Source organism: Brachybacterium sp. YJGR34, assembly GCF_003347015.1.
Lineage (GTDB): Bacteria > Actinomycetota > Actinomycetes > Actinomycetales > Dermabacteraceae > Brachybacterium.
Window position 1 is genome coordinate 14975 of sequence record NZ_PNFB01000005.1, and the last position, 19972, is coordinate 34946.

The window sequence follows — 19972 nt, forward strand, 5'->3', positions numbered from 1 at the left end:
CCGGGCAGGGCCGGCGCGGCGACCGAGCGGTCCGGGGACGAGGGAGGGGGTGTCCCGGCGCTCATCTGGACCCGGTGCGCCCGGACTGGGGATAATCGGCCGTGCGCCGCCCCGTTCGCCCTCTCGTCGACAGGACATGCATGAGCACCGATCGCCGTTTCCCCCGCAGCGTCTACCAGCACGGGAATGAGCCCGATCCCCGCTTCAGCCTCGCCAACGAACGGACGTTCCTGGCCTGGCTGCGCACCGCGCTGGCCATGTACGCCGGAGCGTTCGCGCTCGAGGCGCTGGCCCTGCCGGAGGCCACCGGATGGCGGCTCAGCGCCGCCGCGGTGTTCGTGCTGCTCGGCACCCTCGCCGCGGTCCAGGCCTGGGTGCGGTGGCGCTCGACGGAGAAGTCCCTGCGCCTGGCGCGGCCGCTGCCGGGCCTGGCCGTCGGCGGAGTGCTCGTGGTGGGGCTGATCGTCGGCGCCGCCCTGGTGACCATCGGGCTGTTCGCATGAGCCAGGTCCACGAGGGCGTCTACGACGACGGGCTGCAGCCCGAGCGCACGCTGCTGGCCTGGCGCCGCACCTGTCTGTCCTTCGCCGTGGCGAGCCTGGTCGGGATGCGGGTGGCGCTGCCGACGCTCGGCCTGCCCGCGGTGATCGTCGGCGTCGTGTGCGCGGGCCTCGCCGTCCTCGCCTACGTCGTCGCCGCCACCGGCTACTCCCGGGCCCATCGGGCCCTGCACGAGTCCGATGCCCTGGGTCGGGGCGGACTGCCGATGATCCTCGCGACCGCCTCCGTGCTGTGCCTGGGCGTGCTGTGCCTGTACTACCTCGTCTCCGGGGCGGTGCGGGAGCTCGGCTGAGACGGGGCGCGGACGACGCCGCGCTCAGATGACCGAGCGGCCGCCGTCCACGCGCACGTCCTCGCCGGTGATCATCGCGGCGCCGTCGCTCGCGAGGAAGGCCACCAGCGCGGCGACCTCCTGCGGGGTGGCGAAGCGGCCCGCGGGGATCTCCGCCATGGCGCGCTCGCCCTTCTCGCCGGCCCAGACGTCCCGGGCCAGGGCGGTGTCCACGATGGTGGGGGAGACGGTGTTCACGGTGACCCCGCGGCGCGCCCACTCCACGGCGAGGACCCGCGTGAAGCCCAGGACCCCGGCCTTGCTCGCCGAGTACGCGGCGTGCTCGGGCAGGCCGATCTCCGCGGCCTGCGAGGCGATCGTGATGATGCGGCCGGTGCCGGCGGCGAGCATGTGCCGCCCGGCGGCCTGGGCGAGGTAGAAGCTCCCGGAGAGGTTCACGTCGAGGGTCTTCTGCCACTGAGCCGCGCTGAGCTCCTCCGCGGGAGCCATCAGCCCCAGCCCGGCGCAGTTGACCAGCGCGTAGGGGATCTCCTGCTCCGCGACGACCCGCTCGACGAGCTCGGCCACGAGCGCGGGATCCGCGATGTCCGCGACGTACCCGGCGTGCCCCTGACCGGGCAGGGCCGCCATCGCGCCGGTCACCTCCTCGGAGAGGTCCACCCCGGCGATCCGGGCGCCGCGCTCGGCGAGATGGGCGGCGATGGCATGGCCGATGCCGGAGGCGGCACCGGTGACGATCGCGAGGCGTCCGGAGAGATCATGCGACATGGGGAGCTCCTGGTCGGGAGGGGGCACGGGGTGCCCGGGGTGCTGTCCCCTCCACCCTAACGAGGGCGCCGCGGTCGATGCCGCCGGGCGCCCTGCGCGGGCGCCCGGCCGGCGGCGGGATCAGTCCTGGAGGCGGGCCACCAGGTCGATCTCGACCAGGATGTTCGCCAGCTGCGAGCCGACGGTGGTGCGCACCGGGAACGGCTCCGAGAAGAACTCCCGGTAGGCGGCGTTGAACTCCTGGAAGTCGGCGAGGTCCGCGAGGTGCACGGTCGTCTTCAGCGCGTCGTCGAGGGTCGCTCCGCGCTCGGCGAGCACCGCCTGGATGTTGCGCAGGACCTGCCGGGTCTGCTCGCCGACGGACTCGGCGACCTCGCCGGTGGCGGGGTCCTGCGGGCCGAAACCGGCGGTGAACAGCAGATCGCCGCTGACGATCGCCTGGCTGTAGGGCCCGGCGGGCTGCGGGGCGTTCGTGGTGGCGAGGGCTTCCTTCTTCACGGTGCTCATCGTTCTCCCTGTTGTGGTGAGCGGACGGACGGAGGCGCCGCGGAGCGGTCGCCCCGCGAGGCGGCAGGACCGAGGCCCTGCGGCGTCGCCGGGGCGGCTCGCAGGCCGCCGCCGGGACGGTCGCCGGTGAGCTGGCCACCGGCGAGGACTGGACGGCCGCCGACGAGCACGTCGTCGATGCCGACGGCGAAGGCGGTGGGGTCGTCGTACGTGGCCATGTCGCGCACCGCCTCGGGATCGACGAGGGCGAGGTCGGCGAGATGGCCGGGGCGGAGGCGTCCGCGGGCGCCGAGTCGGAAGCGGTCCACCGGCCCGGTCGAGAGGTGGCGCACCGCCGCGGGCCAGTCGAGGTCTCCCCGCTCGCGCACGAAGGTCGCGAGATAGGAGGCGAAGGTGCCGCGGGCGCGCGGATGAGGGTGCGCCCCGATGAAGATCCCGTCGGATCCGCCGAGGTGTCGGGGGTGGGCGATCAGCCGGCCCAGGTCCTCGACGCTCCGCTGATGGGGGACGGCCATCACCACGTTCACCGCGAGGCGGGAGGCGGACAGCAGGTCCAGGGCGGCGTCGATCGGGTCCGTGCCGCGCCGCCGGGCGAGCTCGGCGAGGGTCAGCCCATGGGCGTCCGCGAACTCGGGAGCGGGGGTGTGGCCGATCGTCATCAGCTCCGGCCAGGCGGGGCCCAGGCTCGCGTAGCGATCCACCCGCGGGAACCACTCCCGTCGCAGACGCTCGCGCTCGCCGCCGTCCCGCAGGCGGGCCGCGGCCTCCTCGGGCGCCAGGGCGTTCAGCGCCGGGGGCAGCAGCGACATGGCCAGGAGCGAGCAGCCGCGGGTGTACGGATAGGCGTCGAAGCTCGCCTCGACGCCTCGCTCCTCGAGCAGGGCCATCAGGCGCCGGGCCTCCTCGGCCCGGGTGTGGAAGTGGGAGATGTGCACGGGGACCCCGGCGCTATCGCCGATCCGGGCGACCTCCTCGATGCCCACCTGCGAGTTGTCCTCGTAGCCGCCGCGCATATGGGTCACGTACGGCAGGTCGGTGCCGGCCAGGGGTGCGCACAGCGCCGCGATCTCCTCGGCGTCCGCGAACAGCCCCGGGGTGTAGTCGAGCCCCGTGGAGAGCCCGACGGCGCCGTCGGCCAGACCCTCGGCGACGAGCGCCGCCATCCGGTCGCGCTGCGTCGCATCGGCGGGAGCGTCCGCGGGGCCCATCACCTCGTGGCGCACGGTCCCGGCGGGCACCAGGTAGGCGACGTTCAGCGGGATCCGCCCGTCGTAGCTCGCCAGCAGGTCCGCGACCCGCGACCCGCGATAGGCGGGATGCGGGCCGTTGATCGCGGCGAAGTACTCGGAGGCGTGGGCCCCGTCCCCGGGCGCGTAGGAAACGCCGTCCTGGCCGCCGATGACCGAGGTGATCCCCTGTCGCAGCAGGGCCTGCTGCACCTCCTCGTCGAAGATCGCGCCCTCGGCATGGGAGTGCGCGTCGACGAATCCGGGGACGACCAGTCGCCCGTCGGCCTCGAGGATGCGCGCTCCGGCGGTCTGCGCGGGCGGGAGATCGCCGACGGCGAGGATGCGCTCGTCCTCGAGGAGGACGTCGGCGCGGGCGAGGCCGTCTCCGTCGACGACGATTCCTCCGCGGATCAGCAGTGACATGAGGACGATCTTCGCAGACCCGCGCACCTCGCGACGCCGCGGCGCCGCGAGGTGGACGGCGACGGGCTCAGAAGAAGGTCTCGACCGCCTCGTGCACGAGGCCTGAGGTGGTGTCGAGGATCGGGATCAGCCGCCACTTGTCGAAGGCCGTGCACGGGTGGGACAGCCCCAGGGAGACCACGTCACCGATCCTGAGCGGTTCCTCGTCCCCGAGGCGCAGGAAGGTGTGCTGATCGTTGAGGGCGGTGACCTCGCCGGCCAGCGGCCGCTCCGGCCCGCCGAGCGTCCGGGAGACACCCAGCGGCACGGGGAGCCCCTCGTCGAAGGGCAGGTCCCGTTTGCCGGCGTCGAGCAGTGCGAGGCCCGGCTCCGGCATCGAGACCACCCGGGCGTAGCCGCGCATCCCGGCGTGCAGCGCCTGTTCGTCCTCGACCCCGCGGGTGGCGTCCAGCGGGGAGATGCCCCGGTAGAAGCCGCTGTCGTGGACGATGTACGCCCCGGAGCGCAGGATCGCCCGGACATCCGCGAGCCCCGCGAAGCTCGCGGCCACCACGTCGAAGTAGGCGCTGCCGCCCGCGGTCACCCACGGGGTGCCGCTGACCAGGGGCCGCACCCTGTCCACGAGCGCGGCGAGCTGATCGCAGTAGGCACCTACGACACGCAGGGCCTCCTCGGAGCGGTCGTGCGCCAGCGCCCCCTCGTAGCCGGCCACGCCGCGCAGGACGAGAGCGGGGGAGGCGGCGACGCGCTCGGCGAGGGAGAGGACGTCGGCCGCGGTGCGCGCTCCGGTGCGCCCGCCCTCGGCGCCGAGTTCGACCAGCACCCCCAGCCGGGCGTCCGGCGGGAGCGCCTCGTCCAGCAGGTCGATCGTGGCCGGCGAGTCCGCCCAGCACACCAGCTCCTGCTCGGGATGGGCGGCCAGGTGCGCGGCCAGTCGCCGCAGCAGCGCGGGATCGGTGCAGGTGTTCGCGATCTGCACCGTCGGCACGCCGGCGCGCAGGGCGACGTCCGCCTGCCAGCCGGTCGCCACCGTGATCCCCGTGGCGCCGGCCGCGAGCTGGCGGCGCCACAGCACCGGCGCCATGGTGGTCTTCCCGTGCGGCATCAGCTCGAGCCCGCGCTCGCCGGTCCACGCGGCCATCACCTGCAGGTTGTGCGCGATGGCCTGCTCATCGAGCACCAGCAGCGGGGTGGAGAACTCCGCGAGCGGCAGCTCGAGCGCCGTGATGTCCCGGCCGACGGCTCCTGCCGGGAAGGACTTGTCCTCCGCACGGACCGTGCGCTGGACCTGCTGGGACATGGGCGACCTCGCTCTGCTCGATGACGGTGACTGCGAGTCTCGGGGTTCGGCCGGGAGTGCGCAAGGTGGCGACGAGACTCACGGCGAATGCCCGCGAAACATCCTCGGTGCTACACGTAGAGGTGCCTGCGAACCGGTGTGACGCTGGGGCATGGGATGTGAGCTGACGATGGGTGCGGGAGCGGGGATCACGGCGAAGTACGCAAGGGCCTACCGGCAGGCTTCGAGGAAGGACGAGGGGGGTAATGGTGGACGAGGTCACTGCGGTCACGGGGTGGTCCCGGGACAGCGCCAGGAGGCGCCTGCAGGGCGCCGCCAGGCCGGCGAGCGGGATCTCGGCGGAGCCGCTCACGGAAGTACTCCTTCGACGCCCTGAAGGCCCCGCTGTCGTGGCGTTCGCGAAGTTGCGTATCCGCAAATACGTGAACGTTCGCGGCCCTCTCCCGATGCTGCGGCCCTCTCCCGACGCTGCGGTCGGTGTCGACACGAGAGCGCGGACGATAGACCGCTGCCTCCGCCCGGCCCGGGAGAGGGCCCCCTGCGTGGGCTCTCAGCGACGAGGACGTCGCCATTGCTGCGCACCTCGATCACGGTCCGCAAGGCCGGCGACGAGGTCGAGGCCGAGCCGGGGTTCTTCGAGGGTGACACCGTCGCGCACTGCGCTCTGTCTGACGCTCAAGGGCGAGTTCGCCCGCACCCTCGATCTGACCTGCGTGCATACCGGGTGGACGTGCACTCGCTCGATCCAGAACAACGCCCACGTCCACTTCCTGGCCGCGCTCGAAGACGCCGTGGGTACGGCGGTATGCGTTCCACTGGCGCTACGACACCCCCGAGGAGCTGGCACTGCTGAACCGGCTCTGGCCGCTGGTCAACGACCGGATGAACTACCACACGCCCACCAGGAAGCCCACCGGCTGGTCGAGCGATGCCTCCGGTCGGCGCCGCCGCGCCGACGACGATCCCGCCACGCCGCTGGACCGCCTGCTGGCCGCGGACGTGTTCTCGAACAAGCAGAGCCAGGAGCTGATCGCGTATCGCAGCACGCTCAACCCGGCCGAGATCGCCCGCAACATCCAGACCATCCAGGACCGCCTCACCGGCCATGCCCGCGACCGCACGCTCGACCTCGGGGCCCCGCTCACAAAACCCCTCCCCGACACCCCCACAGGGATCCGCCTCCGCCCGAGCGCGTGAGGTTTCGCGGGCATCCCTACGTGAGGCACCGAAGAGATGTCGCGGGCAGATTGACATGAGGCACTACGGGTGGGGGCGGCCTCACCGCCCTCGTGCGCTGCGGCGGATCACCCGCCCGATCGTGCGTGCCGGACCGGCACCGGCGGCGAGATAGGTCCCCAGCAGCGCCGTGGCCCCGCCGGCGGCGAGCAGGAGGGGGTCGCGCAGCCCGCGGGGGCGCCCGGACGCGGAGGCGGCCGCGACGCGTCCGATCCCCACCAGCAGCGCCCCCATCGTGATGCTCGCGACCACGCGGTCCCCCGTCGCCTCGACGCGCTCGATGAGCGGCTCGAGGTCGGAGGCGTCCATGCGCACGGCGACGCCGCGCGCCTCGTAGTCGTCCAGGAGGCGCTGGGCGCGGCGGGGAGCCTCCGCCCCGAGGTGCAGGGCATCCAATCCTGCGGAGGAGACGCGGTGGAGGATCGCCTCCGGGGACCACAGCTGCGCGAGCGCGACGGGCAGCACCTCCTGCAGCACATCGGTGATGCGGAACGCGGGGTCCAGGGCGATGGCGCTGGCCTCGACCAGGACCAGCATCCGCAGCAGCATCGAGATCTCCGAGGGCAGCTGCAGCCGGTGCCGACGGATCAGCACCGTGAGCCGGGAGAAGAACTGCTCGAGGGAGATATCGCCGAGGGCGCGCCCCTCGACCGTCTCCAGCAGCGCCTGCACGTCCCGGTGGTAGCGAGGCCGGTCCAGGCTGCCGCGCGGCGGGGCGAGGCGCAGCAGGGCCGCGGCGACGCCGTCGCGGTCGTGACGGGACAGGGCGAAGGTCAGGCGGACGATGTCCTCCCGCTCGCTCGGTCGCAGCTCGCCGATCATCCCGTAGTCGATCAGCCAGAGACCGCCGTCCTCGCGCACGAACATGTTGCCCGGGTGCGGGTCCGCGTGGAAGATCCCGTCCACGAGCACCATCTGCACGATCGTGCGAGTCGCGGCCCGGGCGAGCGCCGGGCGATCGATCCCGGCCCCGTCCAGCGCCGGGCCGTCGGTGATGCGCAGGCCCCGGGCGCGCTCCTCGGTGAGGACCTGCGAGGTGCTCGCCTCGGCGTACACCCGCGGGATGCGCACCACGGGGTCCCCGGCGAGGTTCTCCCGGAAGCGCTCGACGTTCGCCGCCTCCGTGCGATAGTCCAGCTCGCGGCGGAGGCTGCGGTCGAAGGCCTCGACCAGCCCCACGATGTCCACGTCCCGGGCGAGGTCCCACTCGCGGTCCGCGATCCCGGCGAGGTGGCGGAGGATGTCGAGATCGGTGATGACCGATTCCTGCACGCCCGGCTTGCGCACCTTGACGACCACCTCGGTGCCTTCCCGCAGGCGCGCGCCGTGCGCCTGCCCGATCGAGGCCGTCGCCAGCGGCGTGTGGTCGAAGGCGGCGAAGGCCTCGTCCGCCGCGGCGCCGAGCTCCTCGCGCACCAGAGCGGCGATCTCCTCGTAGGGGACGGGGGTGACGCCGTCCTGGAGGCGCGTCAGCTCCTCCGTGTACTCCGCGGGGAGCAGATCGTCCCGGGTGGCGAGCATCTGTCCGAGCTTGACGAAGGTGGGCCCCAGTTCCTCGAGGGCCGTGCGCAGGCGGACCGGCCCCGGCAGCGCGTCCTCACGGTCCTCCGCGGCGGCGCCGAGCGAGGCCAGCAGGCCCCGGCGCATCGGCGCCGGCACGTGCTCGGCGAGTCCGACCTGCTCGGCGAGGGCGAACAGCCCATTGCCGACCAGCACCTCGGCGATCTGGCGGTAGCGGGCGGCGGAGTGCGGGAGGACCATGGATGTCTCCTGGGGTGGGCGGCGTGCCCGATGCTATCTGGCACCCGGCGTCCCGCCCGGTCGTCGGACCCTCCCCATGGACGGAAGGGGCGGTGCGGTGCGACCCTGGCCGTGCACGGCATTCGCGCGGCACCGCGTGCTCGCGCAGCCCGAGGAGGGGAGGCACCTCGATGACCCCGATCCCCGAGACCATGACCGCCATGCTGCTCACCGGCCACGGCGGCCCGGACCAGCTGGTCCTCTCCCATGACGTCCCCACTCCGCGCCCGGCGGCCGGGGAGGTGCTCGTCGACGTGCACGCCTGCGGGATGAACAACACCGACATCTGGGTGCGTGAGGGTGCCTACGGGTCCGAGACGGACCCCGGTGCGGTCTCCAGCTGGCGACGGGGGCGCCCCACCCTGGAGTTCCCCCGCATCCAGGGCGCCGACATCGTGGGCCGCATCGCCGCGCTCGGCGCGGGTGTCGACCCCGAGCGCCTCGGACAGCGGGTGATGGTCGACTTCAGCCTGTACCACCGCCCCGAGGGCGACGACTCCCTGGCGGACATCGACTACATCGGCCACGGCCGCGACGGCGGGTACGCCGAGTACGTCGCGGTGCCCGCCGAGAACGCCTACGAGATCACCGCCGAGATCCCCGATGCCGCCCTGGCCACCTTCTGCTGCGCCTATCTCACCGCGGAGCAGATGCTCGACCGCGCCCGCCTGGCGGTGGGGGAGCGGGTGCTGGTCACCGGCGCCTCCGGCGGTGTCGGCTCCGCGGTGATCCAGCTGGCCCGCGTGCGCGGCGCGATCCCGTACGCCGTGACCAGCGCCGGCAAGGAGGACGCGCTGCGCGCCATCGGTGCCGAGGACGTGGTCCTGCGCGACGTCGAGGACCTGGTGGGAGCGGTGGAGGCGATGATCGGCGCCCCGGTGGACGTGGTCGCGGACCTCGTGGCCGGGGAGATGTTCAACGATCTGCTGCGGATCCTGCGCCCGGAGGGCCGCTACACCACCGCCGGGGCGATCGGCGGGCCGGTGGTGCAGCTGGACCTGCGCACGATGTACCTCAAGCAGCTCGAGCTGCACGGCTCCTCGCAGGGCACCCGCACCGCCTTCCGTCGCCTGGTGGGGCACATCCAGGAGGGCAGGATCCGCCCGCTGCTGGACCGCACCTTCCCGCTCTCCGCGCTGCGGGAGGCGCAGCGCGCCTTCGGTGCCAAGACCTTCATCGGCAAGCTGGTGGTGGTGCCGGACCGGCACTGGGAGCGCGTGGGGGCGCCGTATGCGCCGTGAACGGACCCTCGAGCTCATCGACACCCAGGCCGGCGGGGACGTCTCCCGCGTGGTCACCGCCGGCATCGAGCCGATCCCCGGGGGCGACGCCCTCGAGAAGGCCCGGTTCCTCGAGCGGGAGGGCGACGGCCTGCGGCGCCTGCTGCTCTCGGAGCCCTACGGGGATCCGGCGATGTCGGTGGACCTGATCGTCGCCCCGGGGGATCCGGAGGCGCAGGCCGGCTACATCATCATGGAGGCCATGGGGTACCCGCTGTACTCGGGGTCCAACACGATCTGCGTGGCGACCGCCCTGCTGGAGGGCGGCATGGTCCAGATGGTCGACGGACTGCAGGACCTGGTGCTGGAGTCGCCGGCGGGGCCGGCCCGCATCACGGCGCAGAACGTCGAGGGTCGCGTCGAGTCGATCACCACCCAGGGAGCTCCCGCCTATGTCGCCGAGCGGGGCCTGTCCGTCGAGGTCCCCGATCACGGGCGGGTGTCCTTCGACCTGGTGTGGAGCGGCGGCTACTACGCGATGATCCGCGCCGCGGAGCACGGCTTCGAGCTCACGCCCGAGGAGCAGATCGCCCTGACCGCCTTCGGCGACGCCTTCGTGCGCGCCGCCCGCCCCGGGCTGCGGCAGGAGCACCCCACCCTGGGGGACGTGGGGCCGCTGCCCTTCGTGCACTTCATGGGCCGGGTGCGGACGCTGGAGAACGGGAAGGTGGAGTCCCGCTCCGCGACCTACGTCCACCCCGGGGTGCTGTGCCGGAGCCCCACGGGCACCGGCACCTCCGCCCGCCTCGCGCTCCTGGCCGGGGACGGCGAGCTCGCCCCGGGGGACACGCTGGAGACGATCTCGCCGCGCGGCAACCGCTTCGTGGGCACCGTGAAGGGCGAGGCCAGGGTGGGGGACTTCGCGGCCTGGCACTCGACCATCACCGGCACCGCCCGGGTGCTGGCCCGCTCGCGGATCACCGTGGACCTCGACGACCCGCTCGTGGACGCCTCGGACCTGGAGCGGCTGCTGACGCCGTGAGCGTCGAGAACGGGGCCGTCGGCCGCCGCCGGGTGTGACCAATCCAGCCCAGTCCGGCACCTGCTGCCGACGTACACTTCATCGGTGTCAGAACCCGCCGCCTCCTGCTCGTCCGCCGCCTCGGACGGCGCCAGCGCACCCGATGCCACCGCGTCCGGTGAGCTCACCGCCGAGGACGTCGCCACGGCCCTGCGGGTGCTGCAGGCGGCGCCCACCCTGACCGAGGGCAGCGAGGACCTCGTGGCGATCGTCCGCGCCACCCGCACCTTCACCAAGCGCCTGACGAAGACGCGGCGCGGCACCAAGACCTGGGCGCAGCGCAAGGCCGACCGGGCCGTGGTCGAGGCGACCGCCACCGGGTCCCCGCTGCGCATCGACGACGAGACCAGGGGGATCCCGCTGGTATCCTCGGCGCGCGGCGCCTTCGCCGGGGAGCTGCAGAAAGCGCGCGGCTGCTACATCTGCAAGGTCGAGTACACCCTGGTGGACGCCTTCTACCACGGGCTCTGCCCGGACTGCGCGGCGATGTCCCACACCAAGCGGGATCAGCGCACGGACCTCACGGGCAAGCGGGCGCTGCTCACGGGAGGCCGCGCCAAGATCGGCATGTACATCGCGCTGCGCCTGCTGCGCGACGGGGCGCACACCACGATCACCACGCGCTTCCCCAAGGACGCCAGCCGACGGTTCGCGCAGATGGAGGACGCCGCGGACTGGATCCACCGGCTCACGATCGTCGGCATCGATCTGCGTGACCCCACCCAGGTGGTCGCCCTCGCCGATGACGTCGCCGCCGCCGGCCCCCTGGACATCCTCATCAACAACGCCGCCCAGACCGTGCGGCGCTCACCCTCCTCGTACTCCGCCCTGATCGAGGCGGAGGAGGCCCCGCTGCCCAGCGACCTCACCCTGCCGGAGATGATGAGCTTCGACCGCATCTCCGAGGCGCACCCCGCGGCGATCGCCGGGGTGCTGGACGCGCAGTCCGTCCCGCATCACGACGGGGAGTCCCTGGAGCACGCCCGATCGGCGCAGAGCGCGGCGTCGATGACCGCTCTCGCGCTGCGCGCCGGCGGGGCCAGCCTCGAGGCGCACCGGGCGGGGACCGCGGTCGACGCGGGCGGTCTGCTCCCGGACCTGCAGACGAGCAACTCGTGGACGCAGACGGTCGACCAGGTGGATCCCCTCGAGATGCTCGAGGTGCAGCTGTGCAATGAGACCGCGCCGTTCCTCCTGATCAGTCGCCTGCGGGCCTCGCTGCGCGCCGCCGTCCAGGCCGGGGCGCGTCGCGCCTACATCGTCAACGTCTCCGCCATGGAGGGCCAGTTCTCCCGGCGCTACAAGGGCGCCGGCCACCCGCACACGAACATGGCCAAGGCGGCCCTGAACATGCTCACCCGGACCAGCGCCGGCGAAGCCTTCGAGACGGACCGCATCCTCATGACCGCGGTCGACACCGGCTGGATCACCGATGAGCGACCGCACCAGGAGAAGCTGCGCATCGCCGCGGAGGGCTGGCACGCGCCGCTGGACCTCGTGGACGGTGCCGCCCGGGTGTACGACCCGATCGTGCGCGGCGAGGCCGGCGAGGACCTCTACGGCTGCTTCGTCAAGGACTACGCGCCCAGCCCCTGGTGAGGGCAGGGGCGGCCGAGATCCGCGCCGTGCGCGCCGCGGGAGCAGGTCTTGTCCGCCGGGGTGCCGCGTGCCAGCCTGAGGTCATGTGCCGGAACATCAGACCGCTCCACAACTTCGCCCCCGAGGCCACCTCCCAAGAGGTACATGACGCGGCCCTGCAGTACGTGCGCAAGGTCAGCGGGATGACGAAGCCGTCCCAGGCCAATGCTGAGGTCTTCGATCGAGCCGTCGCCGAGATCGCCCACGCCACCGAGCATCTGCTGGCGGATCTGGTGACCTCGGCGCCTCCGAAGGACCGCGAGGTGGAGCGGGAGAAGGCCCGCGCCCGCTCCGCGAAGCGGTTCCCGGCGGCCAGCGCGTCCTGAGGTCTTCGCACGCGGAGGACCGTGCCGTGCCGGTCAGCTCCCGTGTCCTGAGGATGTGCCCCGAGGCGCCGTCAGGCCGCGCAGGACGCGTCGATCAGCACCTCGGCGGCGCGTCGGGCCTGCGCGGCGGCGGCGGGATCCCCGGAGATGGCCGCGGTGCTCTGGGCGCCTTCGGCGAGGATCGACAGCTGATCGGCGAGCAGCGTCGGCGCGCCGAGCTCGGTGACGAGACCCGCCATGTACCGCTGGAACGACGCCTTGTGCTCCCGCACGATGCCGGCGACCTCGGGGTCTGTTCCGCCGAGCTCGCCGAAGGCGTTGAGGAATGCGCAGCCGCGGAAGGTGTCCGTGCAGAACCAGTCCTCGAGATACGAGTAGACGGCGAGGAGTCGTGCGCGCGCGTCGGGCCCGGCCGCGTCCACGCGCTGGGACAGGGACTGCTCCCAGATGTCGTGCTGGCGCGCGAGCACTGCGGTGACGAGGTCGTTCTTGGACGGGTACAGCCCGTAGAGCCTGCGCAGCGACACCCCCGCCGCCGTGCGGAGATCCGCCATGCCGACGGCGGCATATCCCTTGCGGTAGAAGAGCTCCTCGGCCGCGGTGAGGATTCGCCGGCGCGCCTCGATGTCGTCCATCGTCCGAGTCTACTTGACGTGAGAACGATCGTTCTCTAGATTGTGTGGCACGAGGTGAGAACGATCGTTCTCGCCTCTTCGAGGCCCGGGCAGGGCCTCCCGGACAAGGAGCTGCACCATGGGACGCATCACCGTCGGCACCGAGAACAGCACGGACATCGAGCTCTACTACGAGGACCAGGGGTCGGGTCAGCCCGTCGTCCTGATCCACGGCTACCCGCTGGACGGCCACAGCTGGGAGCTGCAGACCCGCGAGCTGCTCGCGCAGGGCTACCGCGTGATCACCTACGACCGCCGCGGCTTCGGGGGCTCCACCAAGGTCGGCGCCGGATACGACTACGACACCTTCGCCGCGGATCTGCACACCGTGCTCGAGACCCTCGACCTGCGCGACGTCATCCTCGTCGGGTTCTCGATGGGCACGGGAGAGCTCGCCCGCTACGTGGGCCGCCACGGTCACGAGCGGATCGCCAAGCTGGCCTTCCTCGCGTCGCTCGAGCCTTTCCTCGTCCAGCGCGAGGACAACCCCGAGGGTGTGCCGCAGGACGTCTTCGACGGCATCGTCGACGCCGCGAAGAAGGACCGCTATGCCTGGTACACCGACTTCTTCGCGGACTTCTACAACCTCGACGAGAACCTCGGCACCCGCATCAGCCAGCAGGTGGTCGACGCCAGCTGGAACGTGGCCATCTCCAGCGCCCCGGTCGCCGCCCACGCCGTGGTGCCCACCTGGATCGAGGACTTCCGCCCCGACGTGGAGGCGGTGCGGGAGAGCGGGAAGCCCGTCCTGATCCTGCACGGCACCGGTGACCGCACTCTCCCGATCGATGCCACCGCCCGCCGTTTCCGCACGGCGGTGCCGGAGGCGGAGTACGTCGAGATCGAGGGCGCCCCGCACGGGCTGCTCTGGACCCACGCGGACGAGGTGAACTCCGCGCTGACGGCCTTCCTGGCTCGCTGATTGACCGTTCGCTGACGCTCCCGCGGTGCCCCGAGGCCGGAGGCATGACTTTCGGGGCATCGTGGGGGAGCGCGGTGCGAGTGGCCTTGGCGGCTGAGGGCGCCCTCGTGGAGCAGCACGTCTGAGCCGTCGTCGGCACGTCGCGAGCTCGCATACCCCACCTGTTCCACGCCTCCCGCCGCACGTACCCTGGCAGCACCACGACATGGGAGGCCTCGCCATGACCGCTCGATCCGGAGAACCCACGCACGAACCGTTCCCCGGCCCTGGGGAGCCGCCCGTCCCACAGCTCGAGGATGATGAGACGACGGCACCCCGGCCGGAGGAGGAGATCGCGGATCGGCTGCGGTCCGCGCCCGATCCGGATGGCCGCCCTCACGACGGCTGACACGCAGGGCACCGCACACGATCACGTCGCCCCGGTGGGGCCGTGACTCCTTGGAGCATGCGGAGCAGTTTCTCCTCGAGATCAGTGGTGCTGTCGATCTACTGACCCGCACCGCACCGCACCGCACCGCACGCCGCACGGTCGCGATGTCGCAATCACTCGTCCGCGTGAGTCGGGCGCCGGCCGATGGGCCCGACATGTCACCCTCCGGGCGATTCCTCGACCGTGTTCCTGCCCCTGCCGTCGGCCGTTCAGGCCTCGTTCGGAGCGATGTGACCCGGCCCGCATAGCTTCCGCGGACATGAGTTCCCTCTCCCGCCGCTCTCTCCTCTCCGCCACCGCCGTGGGCGGTGCTGCCGTCGCCATGTATTCCCCCCATGCCCGACCCGCCGCAGCCGCCCCCACCGCCTCCGCCGACCAGGTCATCGCCTTCATCACCGACGTCCACGTGGACCCCGAGGCGGACGCCAAGATGGCCGGCGCCCAGGCCACCGTCGATGCACTCATCGCGCAGGATCCCGACCTCATCCTCCACGGCGGCGACATCACCGAGTACGGCAGCGTCGCCGAGCTGCAGGCCTGGCTGGACCTGCTCCCGGCGGGCCTGCGCGAGCGCGTCCACCACGTGCCCGGCAACCACGAGACCCGCTGGGACGCGTCCGGCTTCGAGTCCTACCGCGAGGCGATCGGGGCGCTGCAGCACTCCGTGGATCTCGGCGACCTGCACATCGTGCTGACCGACCCCACCCTCACCCAGCAGCAGGTGGGCTACCACGACCAGGCGGACCTGGACTGGCTGCACGCCGATCTCGCCCAGGCGAAGGGCCGGCCGATCCTCGCCGTGGGTCACTATCCGATCGGTGTGGACTCCTACTACATCAGCAATCGCGAGGACCTGATCTCCCTGCTGGCGGACGCGGGTGTGGCCGGTTTCCTCAGCGGCCACATCCACCGTGAGCGCATCACCCGAGTCAACGGGATCACCGAGTTCGTGGGCGTCGCCAGCCGCAACGAGCCCGGCTTCTACCTGCTGACCCGCCAGCGCGGCGAGGACACGGACGAACTCCAGATCGAGCGGGTCACCGCCGCAGACCCCACCCGGCCCGACGCCGAGCCCGGCCGCCGCCCCGCCGGGACGATCGATCTCTCCCGTCCCACCCCGGACGCGCAGACACTCCGCCCGCAGAACGTGACCGCGACCGTGAGCGGGAATCAGCTCGAGGTGCGCGTGGTCGCCGCCGGCCGTGCTCCGATCGCGACCGTCGAGGGGACCATCCACCCCCACACCCGGCTGGACGGCACGGGCGAGTGGCACGCCTTCGAGGCCGACGGGCCCCACTTCGACGGTCTGCTGGACCTGTCCGCCCTGGTGCCCGGCGAGCACCGCGTGATCGTGCGCGTGACCGGCGAGGACGGGGCGATCTGGCGCGAGGTCGTCCCCTTCGCCATCGACGGCTTCACCCCCGCGTGGACCCTCGAGGTGAACGGCAGCATCCAGGGCGCGCTCGCCGAGGTCGACGGCATAGTCGTCGCCGCGACGACGACGGGGGAGGTGCGCGGAGTCCGCGCCGATGGCGGCACGGCCAAGACCGTGTGGACCCACGAGATCGGCGCCGTCCACTCCAACCTTGCCACCGACGCGGAGACCGGCCGCGTCTTCGTTCCCACCGGCGACCACCAGGTCCACGCCTTCGACGCCGCCACCGGCGAGGTGCTGTGGTCCACGGATCTGGGGGCACCGGTGATGTCCGATCTGGGGACCGGCGAGATCGACGGCACCGCGGTGGTGCTGGCCTGCGCGATGGAGACCTTCGCCTGCCTCGATGCCGCGACCGGTGAGGTCCGGTGGACCTGGGAGATGCCGCAGGTCAGCTGCGGCCTGCCGGTCACCGACGGGGAGCGCGTGTACGTGGGCGGCGGCGACGGCAACGCCTGGGCGGTCGACGCCCGCACCGGCGAGCCGCTGTGGCACAAGGACCACTCGAACCGCTCCGGCTCCTACTCCCGCCTCATCTACGGCCCCTGGGACACGCAGCTGCTGCTGATGCCCGAGGACCTGCTGGTGGTCGCCGCGGTGGAGCAGCTGCGGGCCGTGGACCGTGCCACCGGGGAGACGGTCTGGGAGATCACGGGCGCCTTCCGCCACTCCACCCCCACCATGCTGGGTGAGGACCTGCTGGTCACCGAGGAGGATGGCACCCTGCGAGTGATCGAGCCGGCTACAGGCACGGTCCGTCTCGAGCACGGCACCGAGCCCGACGCGTGGAACCCCGCGATGCTGATCGACGCCCCTGCCGTGACCGTGACCGGCATGTCGGGCCTGATCGAGGACGTGGACACGGACGCGGGCACCTCCGAGCTGCGCGGCCAGATCTCCCGCGACCTGATCTTCGCCTCACCGGTCGCCCTCGAGGGCGGGGCCGTGCAGGTGTTCGGCACCATGGGTGGCGAGCTGCGGGCCTACGCCCGCGGCTGAGACGCCGCCGACGACAGCGCCGCCTCTGCGCGGTCGGCGGAGAAGGCGGCCGTTCGACTGAGCGGCCGGGGAGGGCTCTTGCTGACTTCCCCGGCTGCTCGGCCTTTGCGTCGTGCCGGGGCGAGTATGGACGGGTCCGCTGGTGCCGCCTGGCGAACCGTCGCGTGGATCGAGTGAATGCTGTGGCGCGATCGTCGGCGCCGTTGACGGTGATCAGGCGACTGATCCGCGGGTTCCCGTGCGCGGCGACGTAGACCCGTGCCCGGTGGGCACCTCCGGTCGCCGTCGCTGCTTTCGGGACAACTCGCTGCCCTGGTTTCTCACCGGGACTGCGAAGGGCCTCGACCGAGCCGTAAGCCTTCGGCCGTCCGACGGCCGGTGCGCCGACGGGTACCGTGCGGAGGACCTGCGTACCGGACCAGAAGGATCGCCCCATGCCGCCCGCCCTCGACCGCCCGGCCTACGACGCCCCCATCGGGCGCCGCGGCTCCTACTCCAAGGGCGTCGCCCGGCGTCAGGAGATCCTCGACCGCGCGCTCGAGGTGTTCCGCGAGCGCGGTCCGGAGGGGACCTCGCTGCGCCGCGTCGCGGAGGAGATCGGCGTCTCCCACGGGGCGCTGCTGCACTACTTCCGCTCCAGGGAGCAGCTGCTGCTGGCCCTGTACGAGCACACCGAGGCGCACCGCCGGGACCTGCGGGAGCAGGAGGAGCCGCGCGACCTGGGGGCCACCGAGCACCTCGTGGCCGCCGCCGGGGTCAACGTGCGCGTGCCCGGCTTCGTCCAGCTCTACTCGACCCTCGTGGCCGGCTCCGTCGAGGAGGGCAGCGAGGAGACTCGGGACTACTTCACGCGCCGCTTCGAGCGGGTGCGGGACTTGACGGCCCAGCGCTTGCGCCGGCAGCAGGAGGCCGGCGAGGTGCGCGCGGACCTCGACGCCGATGCGCTCGCTGCGCTCCTGGTCGCCGCCTCCGACGGTCTGCAGACACAGTGGCTGCTGGACCCCGAGATCGATCTCGAGGACACGCTGGGGATGTTCAGCGAGCTGCTGCGCCCCTGACGGTCCTCTCCACCGCGCCGTCGCCGGGCGTCCCGTGAACGTTTCAAGAACACGAGCGTAAGAGACCGGGTGCGCCTAGAAGTACCTCTGGGGTCCGCGTAATGTGCCGAGAGGGCGACATTGGTGCCGGCATGCCGCGGCAACCGCCCTGGGAATCTGCCGCCAGTTGCGATCGGAAACGCAAAGTCATGAGTTCGCAGGCCTTAGGTCGTGCCTTTGTGGCGCCGGAACGGCGCGCTGCTCGAAAGAAGAAGATGTGGAGGAGCCTCGGTGTTTTCGCGCTGCTCGCGGGCCCGAACCTTGCCCTTCTGCTGATTTTCACCTATCGGCCGATGTTCATGAGCTTCTACTACTCACTGCTCAACTGGAACGTCGGATCCGATGCCGCGCAGTTCGTCGGCGCAGCGAACTATGTCGAATGGTTCAGCGACCCTGCGTCCGGCCAGATCGTCATCACCACGGCGCTGTACGCGATCGGGACCGTCGTCGGCAGCATGACACTCGGCCTCGCGCTCGCCCTGGCCCTCAATCGGAAGCTCGTCGGTCGGGGGATCGTCCGCACCGTCACCTTTGCGCCGTACGTCCTGTCGGGCATCGCCGTCGGCTTCCTGTGGATGTACATCTTCAACCCGAACATCGGGCTGCTCGCGACGGTCCTCGGATGGTTCGGGGTCCCCTCCCCGCAGTGGTTCACGCAGGAACCCTGGCCGCTGCTGATGCTCATCATCGTGACGCTCTGGAAGCACATCGGATACGTCGCCCTGATCTACCTGGCCGGCCTGCAGTCGGTGCCGCAGGACCTCCGCGATGCCGCCTCCTTGGATGGGGCCGGCGCCTGGCGCACCTTGCGGGCGATCGTGCTCCCGCTGCTGGGTCCGGTGACGTTCTTCCTGCTGATCACCCTGACGCTCAGCGCGTTGCAGTCCTTCGATCTCATCCGGTCGATGACCAATGGCGGCCCTCTGGGGTCGACCAAGACGCTCATGTATCAGGTCTATGTCGAGGGCTTCCAGATCGGCCGTGGGGGGTACGGCTCCGCCGTCGCGACGATCCTGTTCGTGCTGCTCCTCCTTGTCACGCTGATCCAGATGAAGTTCGTCGAGAGGAAGGTGCATTACCGGTGAGCGTCATCATCGAGCGGTCGTCCGCTGCCGAGCACCTCACGGGAGAGCTCCCGGAAGCTCCCGCGCCGACACCGCTGGCCCGGCGGCGGCGCACCCGCAGCCCGGGATCGATCGCGCTGGACAGCGGCCTCTACGTGACGCTGATGCTGGCGGTGATCGTCATGGCGTTCCCGGTGATCTGGATGCTCCTGTCGAGCTTCAAGACCACCGCAGAGGTCTCGGCCGTGCCGATCCAGTGGCTCCCGGAGAACTGGAATGCCGACAACTATGCGGCTGTCGCGAACTCCATCCCGATCGGACGGATGTTCTTCAACAGTGTCATGATCACCGCGGTCGGAACCGGCCTCAAGGTGCTGCTCGGCCTCACCTGCGCCTATGCACTCGTCTTCGTGAACATTCCGTTCAAGAATGTGGCATTCCTGCTGGTCCTGTTCACTCTGTTGATCCCGGGGCAGATCACGATCATCCCGAACTACACGCTGATCGCCGGGCTCGACCTGACCAACACGTATGTCGGAATCATCCTTCCCGGAGTGGCGAGTGCCTTCGCGACCTTCCTGTTCCGCCAGCAATTCATGCAGTTGCCGATATCGTTGCTGGAGGCCGCGGAACTCGATGGGGCAGGCCATCTTCGTCGCCTCTTCCGCATCGTCGTGCCGATCTCCGTCCCGACCATCGCAGCGGTCACGCTCGTGACGATCGTCGGTGAATGGAACGAGTACCTGTGGCCCAGCCTGGTGGCGAAGAGTCCGGAGCTCATGACCCTGCCCGTCGGCCTCACCCACCTCCAGGACATCGAAGGAGTCCAGAACTGGGGTGTGCTCCTGGCCGCCACCACGCTCCTGACTCTGCCGATCCTGATCGTCTTCATGGTGCTTCAGCGCCGTCTCGTCGCGGGTCTCACCGCCGGCGCGGTCACCGGCTGATCCGTCCGGCTCTACCGCCAAGA

The 19972-nt window shown here is 71.5% G+C and carries 18 protein-coding genes; 12 read left to right on the forward strand and 6 right to left on the reverse strand.

The genetic code is table 11. The features are described from left to right. The first annotated feature begins 140 nt into the window (after positions 1-140). Together CXH06_RS06265 and CXH06_RS06270 are read left to right on the forward strand one after the other, a co-directional pair. Entirely contained in the window at positions 141-503 is a 363-nt protein-coding gene (locus CXH06_RS06265) for a YidH family protein (protein ID WP_114854312.1), read from the forward strand. Then, on the forward strand, positions 500-853 hold the full coding sequence (locus CXH06_RS06270) for a YidH family protein (protein WP_114854313.1): 354 nt from the start codon (positions 500-502) through the stop codon (positions 851-853). The genes CXH06_RS06265 and CXH06_RS06270 overlap by 4 nt, the downstream gene beginning before the upstream one ends. A gap of 24 nt (positions 854-877) precedes the next feature. On the opposite strand, the gene CXH06_RS06275 is transcribed toward CXH06_RS06270, so the two are convergent. The 4 genes from CXH06_RS06275 to CXH06_RS06290 form a co-directional block, all read right to left on the reverse strand. Continuing rightward, positions 878-1621, reverse strand: a complete 744-nt coding sequence (locus CXH06_RS06275) for a GolD/DthD family dehydrogenase (RefSeq protein WP_114854314.1) — start codon at positions 1619-1621, stop codon at positions 878-880. Between the two features lie 120 nt (positions 1622-1741). Beyond that, positions 1742-2128: a RidA family protein gene (locus tag CXH06_RS06280; protein ID WP_114854315.1), complete on the reverse strand. Its 387-nt coding sequence runs from the start codon at positions 2126-2128 to the stop codon at positions 1742-1744. Next, positions 2125-3780 carry an amidohydrolase family protein gene (locus CXH06_RS06285; protein WP_114854316.1) on the reverse strand — a complete coding sequence of 552 codons (1656 nt, stop codon included), beginning with the start codon at positions 3778-3780 and terminating at the stop codon, positions 2125-2127. Before CXH06_RS06285 ends, CXH06_RS06280 begins: the two co-directional genes overlap by 4 nt. Positions 3781-3847: 67 nt before the next feature. After that, positions 3848-5080, reverse strand: a complete 1233-nt coding sequence (locus CXH06_RS06290) for an alanine racemase (RefSeq protein WP_114854317.1) — start codon at positions 5078-5080, stop codon at positions 3848-3850. Between the two features lie 882 nt (positions 5081-5962). Between CXH06_RS06290 and CXH06_RS06300 the strand changes: the two genes are divergently transcribed. Beyond that, a complete protein-coding gene (locus tag CXH06_RS06300) occupies positions 5963-6277 on the forward strand; it encodes a transposase (RefSeq protein ID WP_198684024.1) in 315 nt (104 codons plus the stop codon). Positions 6278-6358: 81 nt separating this feature from the next. Here CXH06_RS06300 and CXH06_RS06305 read toward each other — a convergent pair whose 3' ends face one another. Beyond that, complete coding sequence (locus CXH06_RS06305; RefSeq protein WP_114854320.1) at positions 6359-8077, reverse strand: AarF/ABC1/UbiB kinase family protein; 1719 nt, start codon at positions 8075-8077, stop codon at positions 6359-6361. A 170-nt stretch (positions 8078-8247) separates the two neighbouring features. Between CXH06_RS06305 and CXH06_RS06310 the strand changes: the two genes are divergently transcribed. The 4 genes from CXH06_RS06310 to CXH06_RS06325 all read left to right on the forward strand — a co-directional run bounded on the left by CXH06_RS06310 (position 8248) and on the right by CXH06_RS06325 (position 12381). Further along, a complete protein-coding gene (locus CXH06_RS06310) occupies positions 8248-9357 on the forward strand; it encodes an alcohol dehydrogenase family protein (RefSeq protein WP_157975637.1) in 1110 nt (369 codons plus the stop codon). Continuing rightward, positions 9347-10378 (forward strand): proline racemase family protein, encoded by a 1032-nt coding sequence (locus CXH06_RS06315; protein ID WP_114854321.1) that lies wholly within the window; start codon positions 9347-9349, stop codon positions 10376-10378. Before CXH06_RS06310 ends, CXH06_RS06315 begins: the two co-directional genes overlap by 11 nt. An 84-nt stretch (positions 10379-10462) precedes the next feature. Beyond that, positions 10463-12016 carry an SDR family NAD(P)-dependent oxidoreductase gene (locus CXH06_RS06320; protein WP_369832972.1) on the forward strand — a complete coding sequence of 518 codons (1554 nt, stop codon included), beginning with the start codon at positions 10463-10465 and terminating at the stop codon, positions 12014-12016. Between the two features lie 83 nt (positions 12017-12099). Continuing rightward, on the forward strand, positions 12100-12381 hold the full coding sequence (locus CXH06_RS06325) for a DUF2277 domain-containing protein (RefSeq protein WP_114854322.1): 282 nt from the start codon (positions 12100-12102) through the stop codon (positions 12379-12381). Between the two features lie 71 nt (positions 12382-12452). On the opposite strand, the gene CXH06_RS06330 is transcribed toward CXH06_RS06325, so the two are convergent. Further along, positions 12453-13016, reverse strand: a complete 564-nt coding sequence (locus tag CXH06_RS06330) for a TetR/AcrR family transcriptional regulator (RefSeq protein ID WP_114854323.1) — start codon at positions 13014-13016, stop codon at positions 12453-12455. Positions 13017-13134: 118 nt separating this feature from the next. Between CXH06_RS06330 and CXH06_RS06335 the strand changes: the two genes are divergently transcribed. The 5 genes from CXH06_RS06335 (at position 13135) to CXH06_RS06355 (ending at position 19949) form a co-directional block, all read left to right on the forward strand. Beyond that, positions 13135-13977 (forward strand): alpha/beta fold hydrolase, encoded by an 843-nt coding sequence (locus CXH06_RS06335; protein WP_114854324.1) that lies wholly within the window; start codon positions 13135-13137, stop codon positions 13975-13977. A 689-nt stretch (positions 13978-14666) separates the two neighbouring features. Then, positions 14667-16841: a PQQ-binding-like beta-propeller repeat protein gene (locus CXH06_RS06340; protein ID WP_114854325.1), complete on the forward strand. Its 2175-nt coding sequence runs from the start codon at positions 14667-14669 to the stop codon at positions 16839-16841. A gap of 434 nt (positions 16842-17275) precedes the next feature. Beyond that, positions 17276-17899 carry a TetR/AcrR family transcriptional regulator gene (locus tag CXH06_RS06345; RefSeq protein WP_114854326.1) on the forward strand — a complete coding sequence of 208 codons (624 nt, stop codon included), beginning with the start codon at positions 17276-17278 and terminating at the stop codon, positions 17897-17899. Positions 17900-18087: 188 nt separating this feature from the next. Then, positions 18088-19023: a carbohydrate ABC transporter permease gene (locus CXH06_RS06350; protein ID WP_114854327.1), complete on the forward strand. Its 936-nt coding sequence runs from the start codon at positions 18088-18090 to the stop codon at positions 19021-19023. Further along, the gene (locus tag CXH06_RS06355; protein WP_232820228.1) at positions 19020-19949 is read left to right on the forward strand and encodes a carbohydrate ABC transporter permease; all 930 of its coding nucleotides are present in this window, start codon (positions 19020-19022) and stop codon (positions 19947-19949) included. Before CXH06_RS06350 ends, CXH06_RS06355 begins: the two co-directional genes overlap by 4 nt. Positions 19950-19972 lie beyond the last annotated feature (23 nt).

What these genes read in the sequence shown, in the direction of transcription:
- CXH06_RS06345 (WP_114854326.1), top strand. Translation starts at nt 17,276, where the DNA reads ATGCCGCCCGCCCTCGACCGCCCGGCCTACGACGCCCCCATCGGGCGC.
- CXH06_RS06310 (WP_157975637.1), top strand. Translation starts at nt 8,248, where the DNA reads ATGACCCCGATCCCCGAGACCATGACCGCCATGCTGCTCACCGGCCAC.
- CXH06_RS06325 (WP_114854322.1), top strand. Translation starts at nt 12,100, where the DNA reads ATGTGCCGGAACATCAGACCGCTCCACAACTTCGCCCCCGAGGCCACC.
- CXH06_RS06335 (WP_114854324.1), top strand. Translation starts at nt 13,135, where the DNA reads ATGGGACGCATCACCGTCGGCACCGAGAACAGCACGGACATCGAGCTC.
- CXH06_RS06265 (WP_114854312.1), top strand. Translation starts at nt 141, where the DNA reads ATGAGCACCGATCGCCGTTTCCCCCGCAGCGTCTACCAGCACGGGAAT.
- CXH06_RS06340 (WP_114854325.1), top strand. Translation starts at nt 14,667, where the DNA reads ATGAGTTCCCTCTCCCGCCGCTCTCTCCTCTCCGCCACCGCCGTGGGC.
- CXH06_RS06285 (WP_114854316.1), bottom strand. Translation starts at nt 3,780, where the DNA reads ATGTCACTGCTGATCCGCGGAGGAATCGTCGTCGACGGAGACGGCCTC.
- CXH06_RS06280 (WP_114854315.1), bottom strand. Translation starts at nt 2,128, where the DNA reads ATGAGCACCGTGAAGAAGGAAGCCCTCGCCACCACGAACGCCCCGCAG.
- CXH06_RS06270 (WP_114854313.1), top strand. Translation starts at nt 500, where the DNA reads ATGAGCCAGGTCCACGAGGGCGTCTACGACGACGGGCTGCAGCCCGAG.
- CXH06_RS06350 (WP_114854327.1), top strand. Translation starts at nt 18,088, where the DNA reads ATGAGTTCGCAGGCCTTAGGTCGTGCCTTTGTGGCGCCGGAACGGCGC.
- CXH06_RS06315 (WP_114854321.1), top strand. Translation starts at nt 9,347, where the DNA reads ATGCGCCGTGAACGGACCCTCGAGCTCATCGACACCCAGGCCGGCGGG.
- CXH06_RS06330 (WP_114854323.1), bottom strand. Translation starts at nt 13,016, where the DNA reads ATGGACGACATCGAGGCGCGCCGGCGAATCCTCACCGCGGCCGAGGAG.
- CXH06_RS06275 (WP_114854314.1), bottom strand. Translation starts at nt 1,621, where the DNA reads ATGTCGCATGATCTCTCCGGACGCCTCGCGATCGTCACCGGTGCCGCC.
- CXH06_RS06305 (WP_114854320.1), bottom strand. Translation starts at nt 8,077, where the DNA reads ATGGTCCTCCCGCACTCCGCCGCCCGCTACCGCCAGATCGCCGAGGTG.
- CXH06_RS06300 (WP_198684024.1), top strand. Translation starts at nt 5,963, where the DNA reads ATGAACTACCACACGCCCACCAGGAAGCCCACCGGCTGGTCGAGCGAT.
- CXH06_RS06290 (WP_114854317.1), bottom strand. Translation starts at nt 5,080, where the DNA reads ATGTCCCAGCAGGTCCAGCGCACGGTCCGTGCGGAGGACAAGTCCTTC.